Here is a 17,915-nt window from a genome sequence, read left to right on the forward strand (position 1 = left end):
CGTGGCTGCTCGATCGCTTCCACGCGTGCGCCGCGAAGCGCTGTTATTGTTTTCCTCGCGCGCTTGCCGACTTGATGCCGCGCAAAGCCGCCAGCTTATTTGGCGACCGGCATCGTGAATTCGGCGCCCTTCGCGATGCTGTCAGGCCAGCGCTGCATGATGCTCTTGTAGCGCGTGTAAAACCGCACGCCTTCCTCGCCGTACGCATGATGATCGCCGAACAGCGACTTCTTCCAGCCGCCGAACGAATGCCAGGCCATCGGCACCGGAATCGGCACGTTGATGCCGACCATGCCGATCTCGATCTGCCGGGAAAACGCGCGCGCAATGCCGCCGTCGGACGTGAACAGCGACACGCCGTTCGCAAACTGATTCGCGTTGATCAGTTCGACTGCGGAGGCGAAGTCGGGCACGCGCACGACGCATAGCACCGGTCCGAATATCTCCTCGCGGTAGATCTTCATGTCGGGCGACACGTCGTCGAACAGCGTGCCGCCGAGGAAGAAACCCTTCTCGTGCCCAGCGACCTGATGACCGCGCCCATCGACGACGAGCTTCGCGCCCGCGGCGACGCCAGCGTCGATATAGCCGAGCACCTTGTCGCGATGCGCGCCGGTGACGAGCGGCCCCATCTCGGCCGCCGCTTCCATGCCGTTGAGGATCTTCAGGCTATTCACGCGCGGCGTCAGACGCTCGATCAGCTCATCGGCGATATGCCCCACCGCGACCGCCACCGAAATCGCCATGCAGCGCTCGCCGGCCGAGCCGTAGGCGGCGCCGATCAGGGCGTCGACGGCCTGGTCGAGATCGGCGTCGGGCATGACGACGAGGTGATTCTTGGCACCGCCCAACGCCTGCACGCGCTTGCCGTGCTTCGTGCCTTCGGTGTAGATGTATTCGGCGATCGGCGTCGAGCCGACGAACGACAGCGCGCTGACTTCCGGATGCACGAGCAGCGCGTCGACCGCGACCTTGTCGCCGTGCACGACGTTGAACACGCCGTCCGGCAGGCCCGCTTCCTTCAGCAGTTCGGCGAGCCGGTTCGACGCGGACGGATCGCGTTCGGACGGTTTCAGCACGAAGGTGTTGCCGCACGCGAGCGCGACGGGGAACATCCAGCACGGCACCATCATCGGGAAATTGAACGGCGTGATGCCCGCGACCACGCCGAGCGGCTGCCGCAGATTCCAGTTGTCGATGCCGCCGCCAATCTGATCGGTGAAATCGGTCTTCAGCAGATTCGGGATGCCGCACGCGAATTCGACGATCTCGATGCCGCGCATCACCTCGCCCTTGGCGTCGGAAAATACCTTGCCGTGCTCGCGCGTGATCAGCTCCGCGAGCTCATCGTGATGACGGTCGAGCAGTTCCTTGAACTTGAACAGCACCCGCGCGCGTTTGATCGGCGCGGTTTCGCTCCAGGCGGGAAACGCGGCTTTGGCGGCAGCGACCGTGGCGTCCACCTCGGCGACGCTCGCGAGCGGCACGCGCGCGCTGACGCTGCCGAGCGCCGGATTGAAGACGTCGCCGAAGCGCCCGCTCGTGCCTTCGACCGTCTTGCCGTTGATGAAATGGCTCAGCGCGCGTGCACTCGCCGCGCTGCGTGCGGCTTCGTCCTGCGCGGTTGCGTCGGAATATGTCTCGCTCATCTCGTTCCTCTTTCCTGTGAAATCTTCCGCTTCGCGCTCGATGCCGCGCGCACAAGCGTGCTGAACACCAAGCGTACGGCCCTTACGAGCGACAAATCCAATGAGTAATGCTCAACTGCGCTATAAGCCGCGCTAATATCAGCATATGGATCTGACTCTCCTTAGGGCCTTCGTCACCGTCGCACGCGAGGGCAACCTTACGCGTGCCGCGGTGCAACTGCATCTGACCCAACCTGCCGTCAGCCTGCAAATCAAGCACTTGCAGGAGACGCTCGGCGTGACGCTGTTCACGCGGACTTCGCACGGGCTCGCGCTGACACGCGACGGCCAGGCGCTGCTGCCGCATGCCGAACGCGCGCTCGGCGCGGCAGCCGACGTGCAGCGGGCGGCGCAGACGCTGCGCCAGGAAGTACGCGGGCGCCTGCGCATCGGCACCATTCTCGACCCCGAGTTTTTGCGCCTCGGCGGTTTCCTGAAGCAGCTCGTCGAGACCTGGCCGCAGATCGAAACCGCGCTGCGCCACGGCATGTCGGGCTGGGTGCGCGAACAGATTCGCGCGGGCGAGCTCGACGTCGGCTATTACATTGGCCTGCCCGCCGACGACGACACGCGCGACGGCGCCACGTTTCACGCGGTCACGCTCACGCATTTCCAGTATCGCGTGCTCGCGCCGGCGGGCTGGAAAGATCGCGTGAAGGGTGCGCGGGACTGGCGCTCGCTCGCGGCGCTGCCGTGGATCTGGACGCCGCCGGCGTCCGCGCACAACCGGCTGCTGTCGCGCTGTTTCGGCGCAGCCGGTGTGAAGCCGGTCAAGGTGGCCGAGGTGGACCAGGAGCCGTCGATGCTCGATCTGGTCAAATCGGGCGTCGGTCTCACGCTTGCGCGCGACGCAACCGCGATCGCCGAGGCGCATGCGCACGCGCTGACGATCGTCGATGGCATAACGGTGCCGACGCAGCTGAGCTTCATCACGCTCGACGAGCGCAAGGACGAGCCCGCGATCGCGGCGGCGTTGAAGCTGATCGAACAGCAGTGGGCGATTTGAGCGGGGACGGTCTGACGCGTTGCGATATGAGTCTCGCTAATGCCCGCCCTCTCCCACTTGCCCGCCGAGCTGAAACCGCTCCGTCACGAAGTTTTTGCTAGATTGTCGGTTTGCGCTCGCGCAGCGCCCTCGCAGCTTTCCGTTCCGCCTGGCTTCGTCCTTCCCGGCGGCCTCCGCCCGGCAATACCAGCAACTCCGGAGCCGTCGGTCACTTCCCCCATCCACAGGAGCCTGACATGGCACGCAACATCGAAATCAAAGCCCGCGCCCAGCATTTCGACCAACTGCGCGAGCGCGCCGCACAGCTCGCGACGGACGCGCCGCTGATCTTCCGCCAGCAGGACTTTTTCTACGACGTGCCGCGCGGCCGCCTGAAGCTGCGCCAGTTCGACGACGGCACGCCGGCCGAGCTGATCTTCTATCAGCGCGACGACCGCGACGGCCCGAAGGCGTCGTACTACACGCGCAGTCCGGTGACGAATCCCGAAGCGATGCATGCGCTGCTCGCGACCGCGCTGACCACGCGCGGCATCGTCTCGAAAGAGCGGCACGTATATCTGAGCGGGCGCACGCGGATTCATCTGGATCGCGTCGATGGTCTCGGCGATTTCGTCGAACTCGAAGTGGTGCTCGCGCAGGACGACGACGAAGAAGGCGGCCACGCGGAAGCACAAGCGATGTTCAAGAGCCTTGGCGTATCGGAAGCGGATCTGGTGCCGGTCGCGTATGTCGATCTGCTGAATGCCGACGACGAGCCGAAGCGGGCGGCATAGAGATCCCGTCACCGCAGGGGCCGCGGCAAGGCATGCGCGGCTCCCTCTTTCTGTCAGTCGGCACTGCCGGCAACGGCTTCGAACCCTCAAACCGCCGCCGCCCCCGGCGCCAGATGCCCGAGCGGCAACGGCCCATTGCGCTTGAACGTGGTCAGCACGATATTCGAGCGCACGCTATCGACACCCGGCACGCGCATCAGCTTCTTCATCACGAAGGTCGACAGGTAATTCAGATCCGGCGCGACGATGCGCAGCAGATAGTCGGCATCGCCGACGACCGCGTGACATTCGAGCACTTCGGGCAGCACGTCGATCTGCTGCTGAAACTGCTCGATGATCGAATCGCCGTGATGCTTCAGCTTCAGGCTCGTGAAAGCGGTGACGCCGAGCCCAAGCTTTTCGGGCCGCAGCACGACGCGATAGCCATCCACCACGCCGACCTGTTCCAGCCGTTGCAGGCGTCGCCCGATCTGCGACGGCGACAGCGGCACCTGCTCCGCCAACTGCTGATGCGTGGCGCGGCCGAAGCGCTGCAGCACGTCGAGCAGCGCGAGATCGAAGTGGTCGAGTTCAAGCATGGTGAAATCCCGCATTAATTGGTAATTTAACACACGATTATCGCATATCAAACCGCTCATACGCGACACTTGCGCCCCTTCCGCACGTTCTCCGCTCTACACTCGCATACACCAATTTCATGCAATTTGTCTTACAGCAGCCTCGCCATGTCCACCGCCAGCACCGCCAAACTCAAGGAACAGTTCGACGCCGGTCTCGAGACCCGCGCCGACTTCACGATCGATCAGCCGCTTGAGCGCTACGGCACGGTCGACCATGCGGTCTGGCGACAACTGTACGCGCGCCAAACAGCCTTGCTCGAAGGCCGTGCGTGCGATGAATTCCTCGCGGGCGTCGAGCGCATCGGCCTGCCGTCAGAGCGCGTGCCGTCGTTCGAAGACATCAACGCGAAGCTCACGCCCGCAACCGGCTGGCGCATCGTCGCGGTGCCTGGCCTCGTACCGGATCAGGCATTTTTCGAGCATCTGGCGAATCGCCGCTTTCCGGTCACGTGGTGGATGCGCCGCCCCAACCAGCTCGACTACCTGCAAGAGCCCGACTGTTTTCACGATCTGTTCGGCCATGTGCCGTTGTTGATCGATCCGGTGTTCGCCGACTACATGCACGCGTACGGCCGCGCCGCGCTCGCTGCCAATGACGCGGGCGCGCTGCCGCTGCTCGCGCGGCTCTATTGGTACGCAGTGGAGTTCGGGCTGATCCGCGATGACGCGAGTCCGAACGGCGTGAGGATCTATGGCGCGGGCGTCGTTTCGAGCAAGGCGGAGACGCTGCATAGCCAGCGAAGCGCGGCGCCGAACCGACTCGGCTTCGCGCTGGAACGCGTGATGCGCACGCGTTATCGCATCGATACGTTCCAACAAACCTATTTCGTCATCGATGACTTCGCGCAACTTTTCCACGTCGCGCAAACCGACTTCGCGCCGCTGCTGACGAAGCTCGCCAACGCACCTGCCTGCGCTGCGGGCGACGTGTTCGACGGCGACTGCGTGATTACGCGTGGAACCCGCGAGGGTTGGAACACCGGCAGCGACGTTTGAACGAAAAGCCATCGCAAACCGATCCGGCCCAGCGTGCGGCGAGCGTTGCGCAACCATGAAAAAATGACGGATTCGTCCGCCTGCCGGCAAGCGAGTTCGACGAGCGAGGTAACACCATGATTCAGAAACTGACTTCCGACGAGCGAACCCAGCAACTGGCGAAACTGGATCGCTGGCAAAGCGTGGCTGAGCGTGATGCGATTCGCCGCGCGTTCGAGTTCGCCGACTTCAACGAGGCCTTCGGCTTCATGACGCGTGTCGCGATCAAGGCGCAGGAGATGGACCACCATCCCGAGTGGTCCAACGTGTACAACAAGGTCGACATCACGCTCTCCACCCATGAAGCGAACGGCGTGACCGAACGCGACATCGCGCTTGCCGCATTCATCGACGGTATTACTACGTAATACAAATAATTATGGGCTTTTATGCGTGTTTATGCATAACTCGCCGCGTAATCAGGCGACCATGAAAGGACAATGCAGGCAATTCCCTAGGCAAACCTTCAGTTCTACAGGCTATTCTTAAGTTGAACGTAAGCTTCCCAGGCCTGCCTTGCAATCGGGTCGAAACGATCGAGTGATAGCGACTGCTGACGCTGTACAATCAGCAGCGCATACGGCTTGGAGAGCGCGCTTGCCTCCTTGCACAGAACGTGTTCGTCGCCGCTTGAGGGTGAGCGGGTGCGCCAGAAGTTGATCGCGGCTTCCAGTTCGTGAATGCTGATCTCGGACATGACTTCGTGATGGCTGGCACGGTGCTTCGATCCGGCTCGACAGCTGCTTCGTGGCGCGTCTGCCGCCGCTTCGCACGCTGGCTGTGTAGCAGGCGCCCCGGCGAACCGCTTGCCCAAGCGCCTAACCCCATTGTAATTGAGCGAAATCCATGCGACTCCTTCTGATCGAAGATGACCGCCCCATCGCACGCGGCATCCAAAGCAGTCTCGAACAAGCCGGCTTCACCGTCGACATGGTCCATGACGGCATCTTTGCCGAGCAGGCCCTCACGCAAAATCGCCACGAACTCGTGATCCTCGATCTGGGTCTGCCGGGCATCGACGGCATGACGCTGCTGTCGCGTTTCCGCCAGAGCAACCGTCACACGCCGGTGATCATCCTGACCGCGCGCGACGAACTGAACGACCGCGTGCAAGGCCTGAACTCGGGCGCGGACGACTACATGCTGAAGCCGTTCGAGCCGGCCGAGCTCGAAGCGCGTATTCGCGCGGTGATGCGCCGCAGCGGTCCGCACGGTGACATGCCGCGTCCGGAAGTGTCGCTGGGCGGCGTGCGGCTGTCGGGCGTCGACCGCCGCATCTTCAACGACGACAAACCGCTCGAACTGTCGCCGCGCGAATTCGCGGTGCTCGAAATGCTGCTGCTGCGTCACGGCCGCGTCGTCAGCAAGGCGCAACTACAGGATCATCTGACACACTTCGGCGGCGACCTCGGCGATACCGCGATCGAAGTCTACGTGCACCGCGTGCGCAAGAAGCTCGAGAACTGCCGTGTCGAAATCGTCACCGTGCGTGGCTTTGGCTACCTGTTGCAGGAAATTCGCCAGGCCGCATAATCGTCGTGAAGGCCGCGCCTTGCGTCGCGGCCTGACGGCGCCGGAGCGGCGCCGCGCATCGGCTGTGCCCGCAGCGCGTTGTGCCGGGCCCCGGACCGTCTCAAGGCGCCGCGCGCCATTACTACCGCAGTTGCCACCGCAGTCACAACTTTCCCGCGCGTTCGATCATGCACCAGCCGGCCGCCAATAGTCTGCGCCGCACGCTGCTGCGGCGCCTCGCTGCTCCCCTGTCGCTGCTCGCGCTGATGAGCGGCCTGATCGCTTACTGGCTCGCATGGCAGTACACGCAGCACGTGGTCGACCGTTCGCTCGCGGATCTCGCGACCGCGATCTCCAAACAGATCCAGATTGCCGGACCGGAAGCGCCGATCACGGTGCCGCCGCTCGCGCAGGCGATGTTCTCCGACCCGGTCGAACATCTGGTCTACCGGATCAGCACCGGCGACACCGAAATCGCCGGCGACCACAATCTGCCGCTGCAAGGCACCAACGTGCGCCGCATGCATTACGCGTACGTGTTCGAGACGCAGCACGAAGGCGTGACCGTGCGGGTCGCTCAGGTGCGCGTCGATCAGCCGAGCGGTAATCCGATCGTCGTCGAAGTCGGCCAGCCCGTGCATCACCGCTTCCGCATCGCCGCCGAGTTCCTCATCGCGATCATGATGCCGTTATTGCTCCTGCTGCTAGCCGGCTGGGTGATCGTGTGGCGCGTCGTCAATCAGCAGCTCAATCCGCTGACGGCGCTCGCCGATTCGCTGAACCGGCAAACGCACACGTCGCTCGAGCCGGTCGACGAAACCTATGTGCCGGTCGAGATCCGTCCGCTGACGGGCGCGCTGAACGCGTTGCTCGATCGTCTGAAAGCCGCCCTCGATGCGCAACGTAAATTCATCGCCGATGCCGCGCATCAGCTGCGCACGCCGCTCACCGCCGTGAAGCTGCATGCGGAGCAGGCGGTCGTCGCACGCGATCCGCAGCAGACGCTCGCTGCCGTGCGCGAACTGCGCGCCGCGGCCGATCGCGCCGTGCGGCTGTCGAATCAATTGCTGTCGCTCGCGCGCGCCGAGCCGGGCGAACAGGCGGCCCGCTTCGTCAATGTCGACATGGCCGCGCTCGCGTTCGACACCGGCGCCGAATGGGTGCCGCGCGCGCTACCGGTACACGTGGACCTCGGCTTCCAGCGCCTCGACGATCCGTCGAACGATGACCCGCTGATGGCACGCGGCAACCCTGTGCTGCTCCATGAAGTGATCGCGAATCTGCTCGATAACGCGCTGAAGTATGTACCGCCTTCGCGGGCCGACGGCGGGCGTATCACGGTCACAGTTTCGCAGACGCTGATCGACGATCTGCGCATGGCCGAGATCGTCGTCGAAGACAACGGGCCGGGCGTGCCGCGTTCGCAGCAGGCGGATCTGTTCAAGCGATTCTTCCGCGGCGACGGGCAGACCGAGGCGGGCGTCGACAGCGGCGCGGGTCTGGGCCTCGCGATCGTCCACGACATCATGGTGCTGCATCATGGCAGCGTGCATTACGAGGACGCCCCGGAGGGCGGCGCACGCTTTATCGTGAGGATTCCGTTGCTGCCGCCCGGTGCGTCCGCAGGCGCTGCCACCGCCAACGATGCCAACGCACGGCGCGCCACGAAAAAACCGGCGCACTCGGCGCCGGTCGATTTGTAGAAGGTTTGCCCGGCTGCCGCGGCGGCGTTCGCCTCAGCGCTTCGATCAGCGCAGACAGCTACCGCCGCGCACCGGCCCGCGGCTCATTTCTTCTTCGATTTCTTCGCCGATTTGCTCGACTTTTCCCCCTTGTCGGCGCCTTTACCCGACTTGCCGCCGCCCTTGCCCTTCTGCGGCGGCGCCAGCATCGTGCCACGGCACTTGCGCGCGCCGCAGCGGCATTCGTATTCTTTTTTCAGCTTTTTCGTCTGACGCGCGTCGATCACGAGGCCATAGTCGTAAAAGACTTCCTCGCCCTCCGCGATATCGCGCAGCGCATGCACGTACACGTGTCCGTCGATTTCCTCGGCTTCGCAGTTCGGCGCGCATGAATGATTGATCCAGCGCGCGCTATTGCCGTTCACCTTGCCGTCGATGACCTTGCCGTTATCCAGCGCGAAATAAAACGTGTGATTCGGTTCAGCCGGATTATGCGGATGGCGGCGCAACGCTTCTTTCCAGGTAATCCGCTCGCCCTTGTATTCGATCAGTCGCTCGCCGGCCGCGATCGGTTCGAGAGCAAACACGCCTTTGCCGTGCACACCCGAACGGCGCACGGCGATCCTGCGTGAATTCATTGAATGAATCCTTGTGAAGAACTGGGGAATCAAGTCTGGCAATCGTCAGGCGCGTCGTGCGCGCGGCTTTTTTCTGACGCGAATAGCAAACGCGGCGCCCTGAAAGCGCCGCATCGACTTGCGACGCGCACCGCGCCACAACCGGCATCCTACACGCTGTCCACGGCTTCCTTCAACCGTCAGCCAATGCGTTCGTTCAACATGCGACGGGCGTCACCGTTGACCAAACGAAATGTCGCCGAACAGCGCTTTCTGCTCACGCGGTTGTGAACGCCAGTACTGCGGCGGCGCTTCGACGGTCGCACCGAGGTTAGCGGCGGCATGCCACGGCCAGCGCGGGTTATAGAGCAGCGCGCGAGCCAGCGCGATCAGATCCGCATCGCCCGCTTCGATCAGCTGCTCGGCGTGCAGCGGATCAGTGATGAGTCCGACGCCGATCGTCGTCAGACCGGTCGCGTGCTTGACCGCCTTCGCGAACGGAATCTGATAGCCCGGCTCGAGCGGAATCTTCTGCAGCGGGGAGACACCACCCGATGACACGTCGATCCAGTCGCAGCCGCGCTTTTCCAGCTCGTGTGCAAACGCGATCGTGTCTTCGAGCGTCCAGCCGCCTTCGACCCAGTCCGTCGCCGACACGCGCACGCCGACCGGTTTGTCGGCAGGAAATGCGGCACGCACGATGTCGAAGATTTCGAGCGGAAAACGCATGCGGCTTTCGAGCGAGCCGCCGTAGTCGTCGGTGCGCTGATTGGCGATCGGCGACAGGAACTGATGCAGCAGATAGCCATGGGCGGCATGCACTTCGAGCGCATCGATGCCAAGACGCGCGGCGCGCCGCGCGGACGCGGCGAACGCCTCGCGAATCCGGTTCAGGCCGACGACATCGAGCGCGAGCGGCGGCTCCTCGCCCGGCTTGTGCGGCAGCGCCGACGGCGCATGCGGCAGCCACCCGCCTTGCGACACCGAAATCAGCTGGCCGCCTTCCCACGGCACGTGGCTCGATGCCTTGCGGCCCGCGTGCGCCAGTTGCATCGTCACGTTGACGTGCGAATGCTTGCGGATCGCGGCCAGCACCGGCACGAGCGCCTCTTCGGTCGCGTCGTCCCACAAGCCGAGATCGCCGGGGGTGATGCGCCCGTCCGGCTCGACGGCGGTTGCTTCGATGCACAGCATGCCCGCGCCGGACAGCGCGAGACCGCCGAGGTGAATCATGTGCCAGGCGGTCGCTTCGCCGCGTTCGGCGGAGTACTGGCACATTGGGGAGACGACGATACGATTGGGAAGCGTCACGCTACGCAGCGTGAGCGGAGAGAAAAGCGCGCTCATGGATTACGCCCAGTGAAAGCCCGAGAGCGATCGAGGATAGCACCGCACGCGGTTTACTGCATGAACGTGGCACCTGGCTGGCCGCTTACGTCGCCATTCGGCTAGCCATTCAGGCTTGCGTCTCGACGCGATCGAGCCATTCGCCGAACATGCGGCACGCGGCGGCTTCGAGCACGGGACCGTATCGGCCGGTGTCGGCGCGCAACCGACGCGCGTCGATGCCGTGGCCCGAGAGTTCGTTTGCATTCCCTATCAGCCAAGGTTCGAACCGATCGGTGCGGATCTCGGGATGACACTGCAAGCCCAGTACGTGATCGCCCCATGCGAAGGCCTGATTCTCGCAAGCCGGAGTCGATGCCAGACGGGTCGCGTTGGCTGGCAGATCGAAGGTGTCGCCGTGCCAATGCAGCATCGAGGTATGAGCGCCATCGAGATGACGCAGCGGCGAGGCGCGGCCGGCATCGGTCAGCATGAGCGGCGTCCAGCCGAGTTCGGCCTGAGCCGCGGGGTAGACGCGCGCACCGAGCGCCCGCGCGATCAGTTGTGCGCCAAGGCAGATACCGAGTGTCGGCAGACCGGCCGCGATGCGTTTTTCGATCAACGACAACAGCGGCGCGAGCGTGGGGTACAGCGCGTCGTCGGTAGCGCTGATGGGGCCGCCCAGCACGACCATCAGCGACGCGGCAACCGGATTGGGCGCCTCGATACGGGCAACGCCCACATCGAGATAACGGACCGGACGCCCGCGCTCGCCGAGCACGAGCTCGAGACTGCCCAGATCCTCGAAGTGCACATGGCGGATGGCGAGTACTTCCCGATTCATCGGCCTGCCCTATCTTCAGGTTGACTAACGACTTGCCGCCAGCGACTTTATCCTTGCACGGCACCAGCCGGCAAGCAGGCGGCGCATACCGCCCGCCGTCGCCGGCCAGGCCATGTTAGCGGATTGCCCAGGAAGACGCCGCTTATTGGGCGAAGATCTTCCAGGTCTTCTTCCGGGTGGCGACGTCCGCCGTTTCATGCACGGAGCAGTCGAGACGCACATCGGTGTCCAACATGTTCAGGTCGAGCAGCGCGCAGTGATGCGGCGTCTTCTTCGGATTCTTGCTCGGCTGGAAATGCGTGCAGCTCAGGCACATACGATGCGACGGAATCGTGTCTTGCGCTTCGAGCTGATAGATGGTCTTGAGCAGCGTGCGATAGAACACGGACTGCTCGTCGTCGCGCAGCGTGCCGACCGCCTTCGAGAGGAAGTCCGGCCATTGCGCGGCGCGTTTGGCAGCGGTGCGGCCACGCGAGGTCAGACGTACCGCGAGCGCGCGACCGTCGTCGAGTGCGCGACGCTTTTCGACGAGGCCCTTGGTCTCGAGCGTGCTGACCGCATCGCTGGTGGTCGCGGCAGTCAGCGCCGTTTCACGCGCGATTTCGCCGAGACGCATCGGCCCCTTACGTTGCATCAACAGCACGAGAATCTCGCCCTGGGTCGGCGTAAGGCCCGCGCCTTCCGCCCATTCCCAAGCCTGGCTTCGCATCGCCGTGCTCAATCGCAAGAGGCTGTGGGTCACTCGCCCGGCTGCCTGTTCTCCGTATACGCCTTCGCTCATAATCTTCGATTCGTTTATTTACCGCTTTGGTGCAATGCCGGCGGCTGCCTGCCGGAGTACACCCGTTGCGTGTGTGGGGTCGCTTCGTCCAACCGCGGATGAAACCGTTTGTACTATCTCAAAAATACACCGTCTTGGAAGCCGAAGGCGGCGAAAAACGACATTCTATGCGACAGCGGCTAATCGTACAGCTAACTTATCCAACGCGAGCTGTGGATAAGCAGGGGAAAACGTTTGGACAGCCTGTGTACCGTTTTGCAACAAGCACTTGCAGCGTGCTGAACGTTTCCTCGGTTGCGCTTGCCAGGCGTGGCCGGGAGCCCGCTTTACGAGTCCAGTTATCATTTCCCCAGCGCATTGACTTTGCAGGAAATTATTCAGTTGTCCACAGCCTTTGGCAATGCCTGCTTACGACTACTACGCTGGTATACGTAAACTTTCGAAAAATCTGAAGGGTTGCGCGCGCGAAAAACCATAAAAATTTTCTTACGAAAAAAAAACCCGCACGCGGCGGGTTTCGTCGGAACGTCGCGTACCTGGCGCACGCAAACGGTTTCATGAAGTCTTCGCGACTAGGCGCGCCATTGCAGACACTGCTGGCGAACCGCTTCATGTAAGGACTTTTCCTGCGCAAACACACTGCGCAGCCACGTCGCGTCGTTGACCTGACCGCGCGCGATCGCGCCGACTTCGGCCAGCGCATTCACCGAGCCGAGCGCTTCCGCATGCGGTCCGATCTGTTCGAGCGTTTCGAGAATATCTTCGGAAATCGTCTTGCGTTCACCGGTTTGCGGATTGATGCAGGTGCCACCGAGTCCGAAGCGGCAGGCTTCGAAACGGTTGAACGTGTAGACCAGATAGTCGTCTTCCTGCGGCATGATCGGCTTATCGAGCAACAAATGACGCGAGAGCGTCTGGATGTAGCAGGCGATCGCCGCGGCGCGATCCACCGAAAACGGCGTATCCATCACGCGGACCTCAATCGTGCCGAAGCCCGGCTTCGGACGGATATCCCAGTAGAAATCCTTCATGCTGTTGACCACGCCCGTGTGGACCATCTTCGAGAAATACTCCTCGAAGCTGTCCCACGTCAGCACGAACGGCGCGCGGCCCGACAGCGGAAACGCGAACACGGAATTCAGTCGTGCCGAATGAAATCCGGTATCGACGCCCTGTACGAAAGGCGACGACGCGGACAGCGCAATGAAATGCGGGATGAAGCGCGACATCGAATGCAGGAGATACAGCGCGCTGTTCGGATTCGGGCAACCGATGTGCACGTGCTGGCCGAACACGGTGAACTGCTTCGCGAGATAGCCGTATAGCTCGGAAATATACTGAAAGCGCGGCGTATCGACGATCTGCCGCTCGCTCCATTGCTGGAAAGCATGGGTGCCGCCACCGCACAGACCGACGTTCAGATGATCGGCCGCGGACACCAGCGTGTCGCGAATCTTGCGCAGATCGGTGACCGCCTGTTCGTGCGACGTGCAGATGCCGGTCGACAGCTCGATCATGCTTTCGGTGATTTCCGGCGTGATATTGCCGGGGATTTTTTCGTCCTTGATGAGGCGCAGCAGATCCGTGCCGGCTTTGGTCAGATCATAGTCGTGCGTATTGACGATCTGCATTTCGAGCTCGATACCGAACGTGAACGGTTTCGAGTCGATGAAGGGTTCGAGTGACATGGCGTCCCCTGAGTCAGGTCGTTTGAGGCGAAGGAATTGAAAGACGGGTTCGTGAAACGCGCATGGCAGCCCACGCGCGTTTCACGCTTACCCCTCGCGCCGCTCGGCGACGAGCGCGAGGCTGCGATAGACGAGCCACGGCCCGAGAATCTGCAGCACGAAAATCGAACACATGACGATCGCGCGCAGCTGCGGTTCGAAGTTCGGATACAGGTTGTACGTGTCGTCGACGAGCAGATACGCGAGCGCCGACATCGGTGACAAGGACAGGCCGAGCGCGATGCCCTGCTTCAAGTTCAGACCGCTCGGCTTCGCGAACGCCAGCACGCCGACCAGCTTCGCGACGAGGCGAGCAACGATCAGACCCAGCGCGGCGACTCCGCCCAACGCGATGTGCTTCCATTCGAACGATGTCAGCGTCAGCACGAACAGGATCACCGTCAGCAGCCAGCCCGCAGTGCCGAAATGCTCTGGCCACAACTGCGGACGCACTTCGTGATTCTTCACGATGATGCCCGCGGCGAGCAGCGCGAGAATCGTCGACAGCTTGAACAGATGCGCGATCGCGATCGCGAGCAACACGAGACCGAACAGCGCCACGAACGAATGCTCGTCCTGCATGTTCAGGCGCCGATAGAAGAACGTGCACGTGCGCGCGAGCAGATACGCGAGCACGAGCGAGCCGACCAGCAGGTACAACGGCTGCAGGATGGTCGCGAACACGTTGCCGTAAACCTCCTGATGCAGCCAGCTCGACACGAGCTTTTCGATCACGACCGCGTACATGCTGTTCAGCGCGGTCAAGGTCAGAAGACGCTGCGTGACCTGGCCTTCCGCGCGTAGTTCGGTTTTGAGCTGGATCACCATCGCGGGCGATGTCGCCATCGCGATCGCGGCGAGTACGGTCGCGACCATCAGCGGCACGTGCAGAAACAGCAACACGGGCAGCACCAGCACGAAAGTCAGCGTGGCTTCGGCGACGCTCGACAGAATCAGCCACGGATTACGGCGGATCCAGCGCAGATCGAGCCGGCTGCCGAGTTCGAACAGCAACAGGCCGAGCGCGACGTCGAGCAGCGGCCGCGCGGCGCTCGCGGAATCCGCATCGATCACGCCAAAGCCTGCCGCGCCGGCCACGAGTCCGATCACCGCATAGCCGGAAATGCGCGGTAAACGCCACGCGCGATAGCAAAGCTCGCCGCACAAACCGGCGGCAAGCAATGCAAGACCCGCCCAGAAAATGGCGTCGGGCGAAAGCGGCCACGCTGGCAAAAACGAAAACGCCGAATTCATCGTAATGGGTTCTCCTTGGCAGCAACGGCAGACGACACGAACCGGCGCACACGCACGCCGTCACGAGCGCACCGGGAGCGCACGTTGTCGCAAGCGCTTCGCGAAATCAGCGTTGCGAGGTTTCAATGATCGGATGATCGGAATGCGCCAGGGCCGCGAAGAACCGCACGGAGTCGGGCACATACACGGGATGCGGCAGTAGCAACAGGCACGCTGAAGGAACGCCGTCGACCTTGAATCAGATTCTGTTTGACCGGCACCGTTCCATTGCTGCGCGTGCCGTCAGTTGCTGTGGCACGACGCGGAAAAACGGGGATTGTGCCATAGCTTTTTCCGGGTTGACCGAAAAGACGTTAACTCGCAGGCAAAACGGTAAAAAAGAACGTTATTTTCCCAGTGAACGGAAAAAGCGACCTTTTTTTGAGGTATCGCGTTAGTTTCGACCACGTCGCGAACGGCGAATCCGCTCCCGGGCGTTACCGCTACTTCGGTGATTTCGAGGCGCGGTTTTGACGTTAACGCAGTGCGTCGAGCGATCCGGTTTACGCGATCTCGAACGAAATTCAGCTAGCCCGATGGGCGGGGCGTTAGCCTCCGTCTTTGCTGTTTACTGGTTTACCGTATGTATACGTAGTAACAGTTAACAAGCTGCCTTGGTTTCTGTGGATAACCTATGTTTACCGAAACAAATCATCGAGTTCCCGGCCGCATAACCGGATGCACTGCATGTGCGGCGGCTGCCGGTATACGCGAGCAACTTTTCGCACTTTTTCGCGATGTCCCAGTTACCCCGTTTACGTCCACAACGGTTCCACACGACTTGCGCCGGTTAATCGCGCGGTTATCCACAGGTCGCAGTGGATAAGCCGGAGCCCTGGTTAACCTGGTTTACAGGGCGGGCGGAGTTAACGTGCCGGGCGCAGAGATAACTTCGCAATGGTCGAAGCCGTTTAACCGATCGTTCCCTGTCGCAAGGACCGCAGCAGAAAACGCCCAGGGTCGATGTCTTCGGCGAGATCGCGTTCGAGCGGCCACGGCTCGCCTTCGATCTGCGAGGCGATCAGTTCAGCGCCGAGCGCGGCCCACACCAGCCCGCGAGAACCATAAGCGAATGCGCCGTACAGACCGTCGAGGCGCGGCAGATCGAGCGGCCATGCGCCGCGCAGGCGGGCAGCATCGCGGGCGGCAGCGGCTTCGTCGGCGAACTGGCCGATCATCGGCATGCGATCCGAGGTCACGCAGCGAAACGCAACGCGTCCGGCGAGCGAGGTCAGCGGCGCGGCATCGAGTGCGCTTGCGAACGACGGCAACATCTGCGCGACGCGCTCGATATTCTCGCGATGACCGTCCGCGCGCAGCGACGTGTCGGGGTCGTCGAGTTCATAGGTCGCGCCTGTCAGCGTGACACCGTTCGCGAGCGGCACGGCGTAGCCCTCGCCGATCACCGGCAGCGCAAGCGGCGCGACGGTACCCGCCGGCAGCAAGCTCAACTGACCACGAATGCTGCGTGTCGGCGCATGACGCAAGCCAGCGATGCGCGCAGCTTCATGCGCACCAGCGACGATCACGACCGGCGCTCGCGCGACTACCTTTCCCGCAATATCGAAGACGGTCCACTGATCGCCGGAACGTTCGAGCCGCGCGACGTCGACACCGAAGCGTCGTTCGAGCAAGCCGCCTGCCGATGCGAATTGCGCCGCGCACAGCGAAGCCGGATCGATCCAGCCGCCGCGCGGAAAGAACCAGCCGCCACGCGCGAGCGGCACGCCGGCGAGTCGCTCGGCATCGGACGCGCACACCGGCGTCACGTAGTCGGACGGATAGCGGAACGCACCGATGGCCTCGCCGATTGCGCGCGCCTCGTCGTCGTCCGCGGCGATCTGCAGCAGACCGCGATCGCCGCGCGCGAGCCGATGCCCTGCACTTTCGAGCGCTGCCCAACGATTGAGCGCGTACAGAAAGCCCGCCCGCGTGACGCGCGACGCGACGCTGTCGTCGCGCGAAATCATTGGGTGGAATACGCCGGCTGGATTGCCAGACGCATCTTGTGCAACCGACGCATGCCGCTCGAGCGAAGTCACGCGCCAGCCGCGCGCCGCAAGCCGCTCGATTACCGCGCAGCCGGCCAGTCCCGCACCGATCACGACCGCGTGTCGTTCGTCGTGCCCGAACGGCGCGGGCGGCTCATAACGGCGCACACGCCAGCGCGGCGCGAAGCGACCGACCAGCATCGCGCGTTTCCAGCCGAAGCCGTCGACCTTGCGATACTCGAAGCCGCATTGCGTCAATGCGCGTTTGACGTCGCCCGCGCTGCTATAGGTGGAGAAGGTCGCGTCATCGCCCGCGACGCGCGCGAGCGCCTTGAAGATCGCCTGGCTCCACAGCTCTGGATTTTTCGCGGGCGCAAAGCCATCCAGATAGAACGCATCGGCACGCAGCCGCAATGTGGGCAGGCTGTCGAGCGCATCGGCAAAGATCAACGTCAGCACGACGCGGCCGCCTTCGAATTCGAGCCGGTGCGTGCCGGGCACGAGCATCGGCCAAGCGTTCCCGAGCGTGTCCGCGAGCCCGGCGATCAGCGGATCGGAGATCGTCGTTGCGTGAACGCGGCGCAGATCGGCGGCGCTAAACGGATGCTTTTCGGTCGACACGAAATGCAGCCGCTCGCAGCGAGCCGGATCGGCGCGCCATGCGGCCCACGTGACGAGAAAGTTGATGCCGATGCCAAAGCCGGTTTCGAGCACGGTGAACGTACGGCGGCTCTGCCATCTTTCGGGCAATTCGTTGCCACGCAGAAAGACGTAGTGAGCCTGCTCGAGCGCGCCGACGGCGCTGTGATAGATGTCGTCGTAGTGTGGTGAAAAGGGGCTGCCGTTGTCGCGGAAAGCGAGGACGGCGGGGATCAGCGGATCGGTCATGCGCGACGGGAAAACACGCTCAAAAGTCGCTCGAAAGAGCGGGTTCGATGGTTCGAGCCGGCGCGCGCTGCGCGCGAGTCGGCGTAAAAGACCCATCAGGACGCATTCGGACGCTTTGCTGCGTTGGCAAAA

At 63.1% G+C, this 17,915-nt stretch carries 16 protein-coding genes; 6 read left to right on the forward strand and 10 right to left on the reverse strand.

Features of this window, described 5'->3' with window-relative positions; translation table 11 throughout:
- Positions 1–95: 95 nt before the first annotated feature.
- Entirely contained in the window at positions 96–1,649 is a 1,554-nt protein-coding gene (locus OKW41_RS40510; protein WP_429575931.1) for a CoA-acylating methylmalonate-semialdehyde dehydrogenase, read from the reverse strand.
- Positions 1,650–1,794: 145 nt separating this feature from the next.
- Here OKW41_RS40510 and OKW41_RS40515 point away from each other — a divergent pair, with 145 nt between their 5' ends.
- A complete protein-coding gene (locus OKW41_RS40515) occupies positions 1,795–2,694 on the forward strand; it encodes a LysR family transcriptional regulator (protein ID WP_429575932.1) in 900 nt (299 codons plus the stop codon).
- 236 nt (positions 2,695–2,930) lie between these two features.
- Entirely contained in the window at positions 2,931–3,467 is a 537-nt protein-coding gene (locus OKW41_RS40520; RefSeq protein ID WP_018418876.1) for a class IV adenylate cyclase, read from the forward strand.
- Positions 3,468–3,553: 86 nt separating this feature from the next.
- Here OKW41_RS40520 and OKW41_RS40525 read toward each other — a convergent pair whose 3' ends face one another.
- On the reverse strand, positions 3,554–4,045 hold the full coding sequence (locus OKW41_RS40525) for an Lrp/AsnC family transcriptional regulator (RefSeq protein WP_026225524.1): 492 nt from the start codon (positions 4,043–4,045) through the stop codon (positions 3,554–3,556).
- A 147-nt stretch (positions 4,046–4,192) separates the two neighbouring features.
- On the opposite strand from OKW41_RS40525, the gene phhA reads away from it, so the two are divergent.
- Both phhA and OKW41_RS40535 read left to right on the forward strand, forming a co-directional pair.
- The gene (phhA, locus tag OKW41_RS40530) at positions 4,193–5,083 is read left to right on the forward strand and encodes a phenylalanine 4-monooxygenase (RefSeq protein ID WP_429575933.1); all 891 of its coding nucleotides are present in this window, start codon (positions 4,193–4,195) and stop codon (positions 5,081–5,083) included.
- Positions 5,084–5,163: 80 nt separating this feature from the next.
- Entirely contained in the window at positions 5,164–5,490 is a 327-nt protein-coding gene (locus tag OKW41_RS40535; RefSeq protein ID WP_429576547.1) for a 4a-hydroxytetrahydrobiopterin dehydratase, read from the forward strand.
- 104 nt (positions 5,491–5,594) lie between these two features.
- On the opposite strand, the gene OKW41_RS40540 is transcribed toward OKW41_RS40535, so the two are convergent.
- Complete coding sequence (locus OKW41_RS40540; protein WP_090802357.1) at positions 5,595–5,819, reverse strand: DUF3717 domain-containing protein; 225 nt, start codon at positions 5,817–5,819, stop codon at positions 5,595–5,597.
- 149 nt (positions 5,820–5,968) lie between these two features.
- Here OKW41_RS40540 and OKW41_RS40545 point away from each other — a divergent pair, with 149 nt between their 5' ends.
- Both OKW41_RS40545 and OKW41_RS40550 read left to right on the forward strand, forming a co-directional pair.
- The gene (locus tag OKW41_RS40545; RefSeq protein WP_013090980.1) at positions 5,969–6,655 is read left to right on the forward strand and encodes a response regulator; all 687 of its coding nucleotides are present in this window, start codon (positions 5,969–5,971) and stop codon (positions 6,653–6,655) included.
- Between the two features lie 167 nt (positions 6,656–6,822).
- Positions 6,823–8,337, forward strand: coding sequence for a sensor histidine kinase (locus OKW41_RS40550; protein ID WP_429575934.1), 1,515 nt, complete (start codon positions 6,823–6,825; stop codon positions 8,335–8,337).
- A gap of 83 nt (positions 8,338–8,420) precedes the next feature.
- On the opposite strand, the gene OKW41_RS40555 is transcribed toward OKW41_RS40550, so the two are convergent.
- The 7 genes from OKW41_RS40555 to mnmC all read right to left on the reverse strand — a co-directional run bounded on the left by OKW41_RS40555 (position 8,421) and on the right by mnmC (position 17,783).
- Complete coding sequence (locus tag OKW41_RS40555) at positions 8,421–8,954, reverse strand: SET domain-containing protein (RefSeq protein ID WP_018418882.1); 534 nt, start codon at positions 8,952–8,954, stop codon at positions 8,421–8,423.
- Between the two features lie 213 nt (positions 8,955–9,167).
- Complete coding sequence (locus OKW41_RS40560; protein WP_429453785.1) at positions 9,168–10,280, reverse strand: NADH:flavin oxidoreductase/NADH oxidase; 1,113 nt, start codon at positions 10,278–10,280, stop codon at positions 9,168–9,170.
- 109 nt (positions 10,281–10,389) lie between these two features.
- Positions 10,390–11,103, reverse strand: a complete 714-nt coding sequence (locus tag OKW41_RS40565) for a glutamine amidotransferase (RefSeq protein WP_429575935.1) — start codon at positions 11,101–11,103, stop codon at positions 10,390–10,392.
- 142 nt (positions 11,104–11,245) lie between these two features.
- A complete protein-coding gene (locus OKW41_RS40570) occupies positions 11,246–11,884 on the reverse strand; it encodes a MarR family winged helix-turn-helix transcriptional regulator (protein WP_429575936.1) in 639 nt (212 codons plus the stop codon).
- Between the two features lie 572 nt (positions 11,885–12,456).
- A complete protein-coding gene (locus tag OKW41_RS40575) occupies positions 12,457–13,572 on the reverse strand; it encodes a YbdK family carboxylate-amine ligase (RefSeq protein ID WP_429453782.1) in 1,116 nt (371 codons plus the stop codon).
- An 87-nt stretch (positions 13,573–13,659) separates the two neighbouring features.
- A complete protein-coding gene (locus OKW41_RS40580) occupies positions 13,660–14,865 on the reverse strand; it encodes a cation:proton antiporter (protein ID WP_429575937.1) in 1,206 nt (401 codons plus the stop codon).
- A 950-nt stretch (positions 14,866–15,815) separates the two neighbouring features.
- On the reverse strand, positions 15,816–17,783 hold the full coding sequence (mnmC, locus tag OKW41_RS40585) for a bifunctional tRNA (5-methylaminomethyl-2-thiouridine)(34)-methyltransferase MnmD/FAD-dependent 5-carboxymethylaminomethyl-2-thiouridine(34) oxidoreductase MnmC (protein WP_429575938.1): 1,968 nt from the start codon (positions 17,781–17,783) through the stop codon (positions 15,816–15,818).
- Positions 17,784–17,915: the final 132 nt, after the last annotated feature.

The sequence above is a fragment of the Paraburkholderia sp. UCT70 genome, from assembly GCF_050434085.1.
Classification (GTDB): Bacteria; Pseudomonadota; Gammaproteobacteria; order Burkholderiales; family Burkholderiaceae; genus Paraburkholderia; species Paraburkholderia tuberum.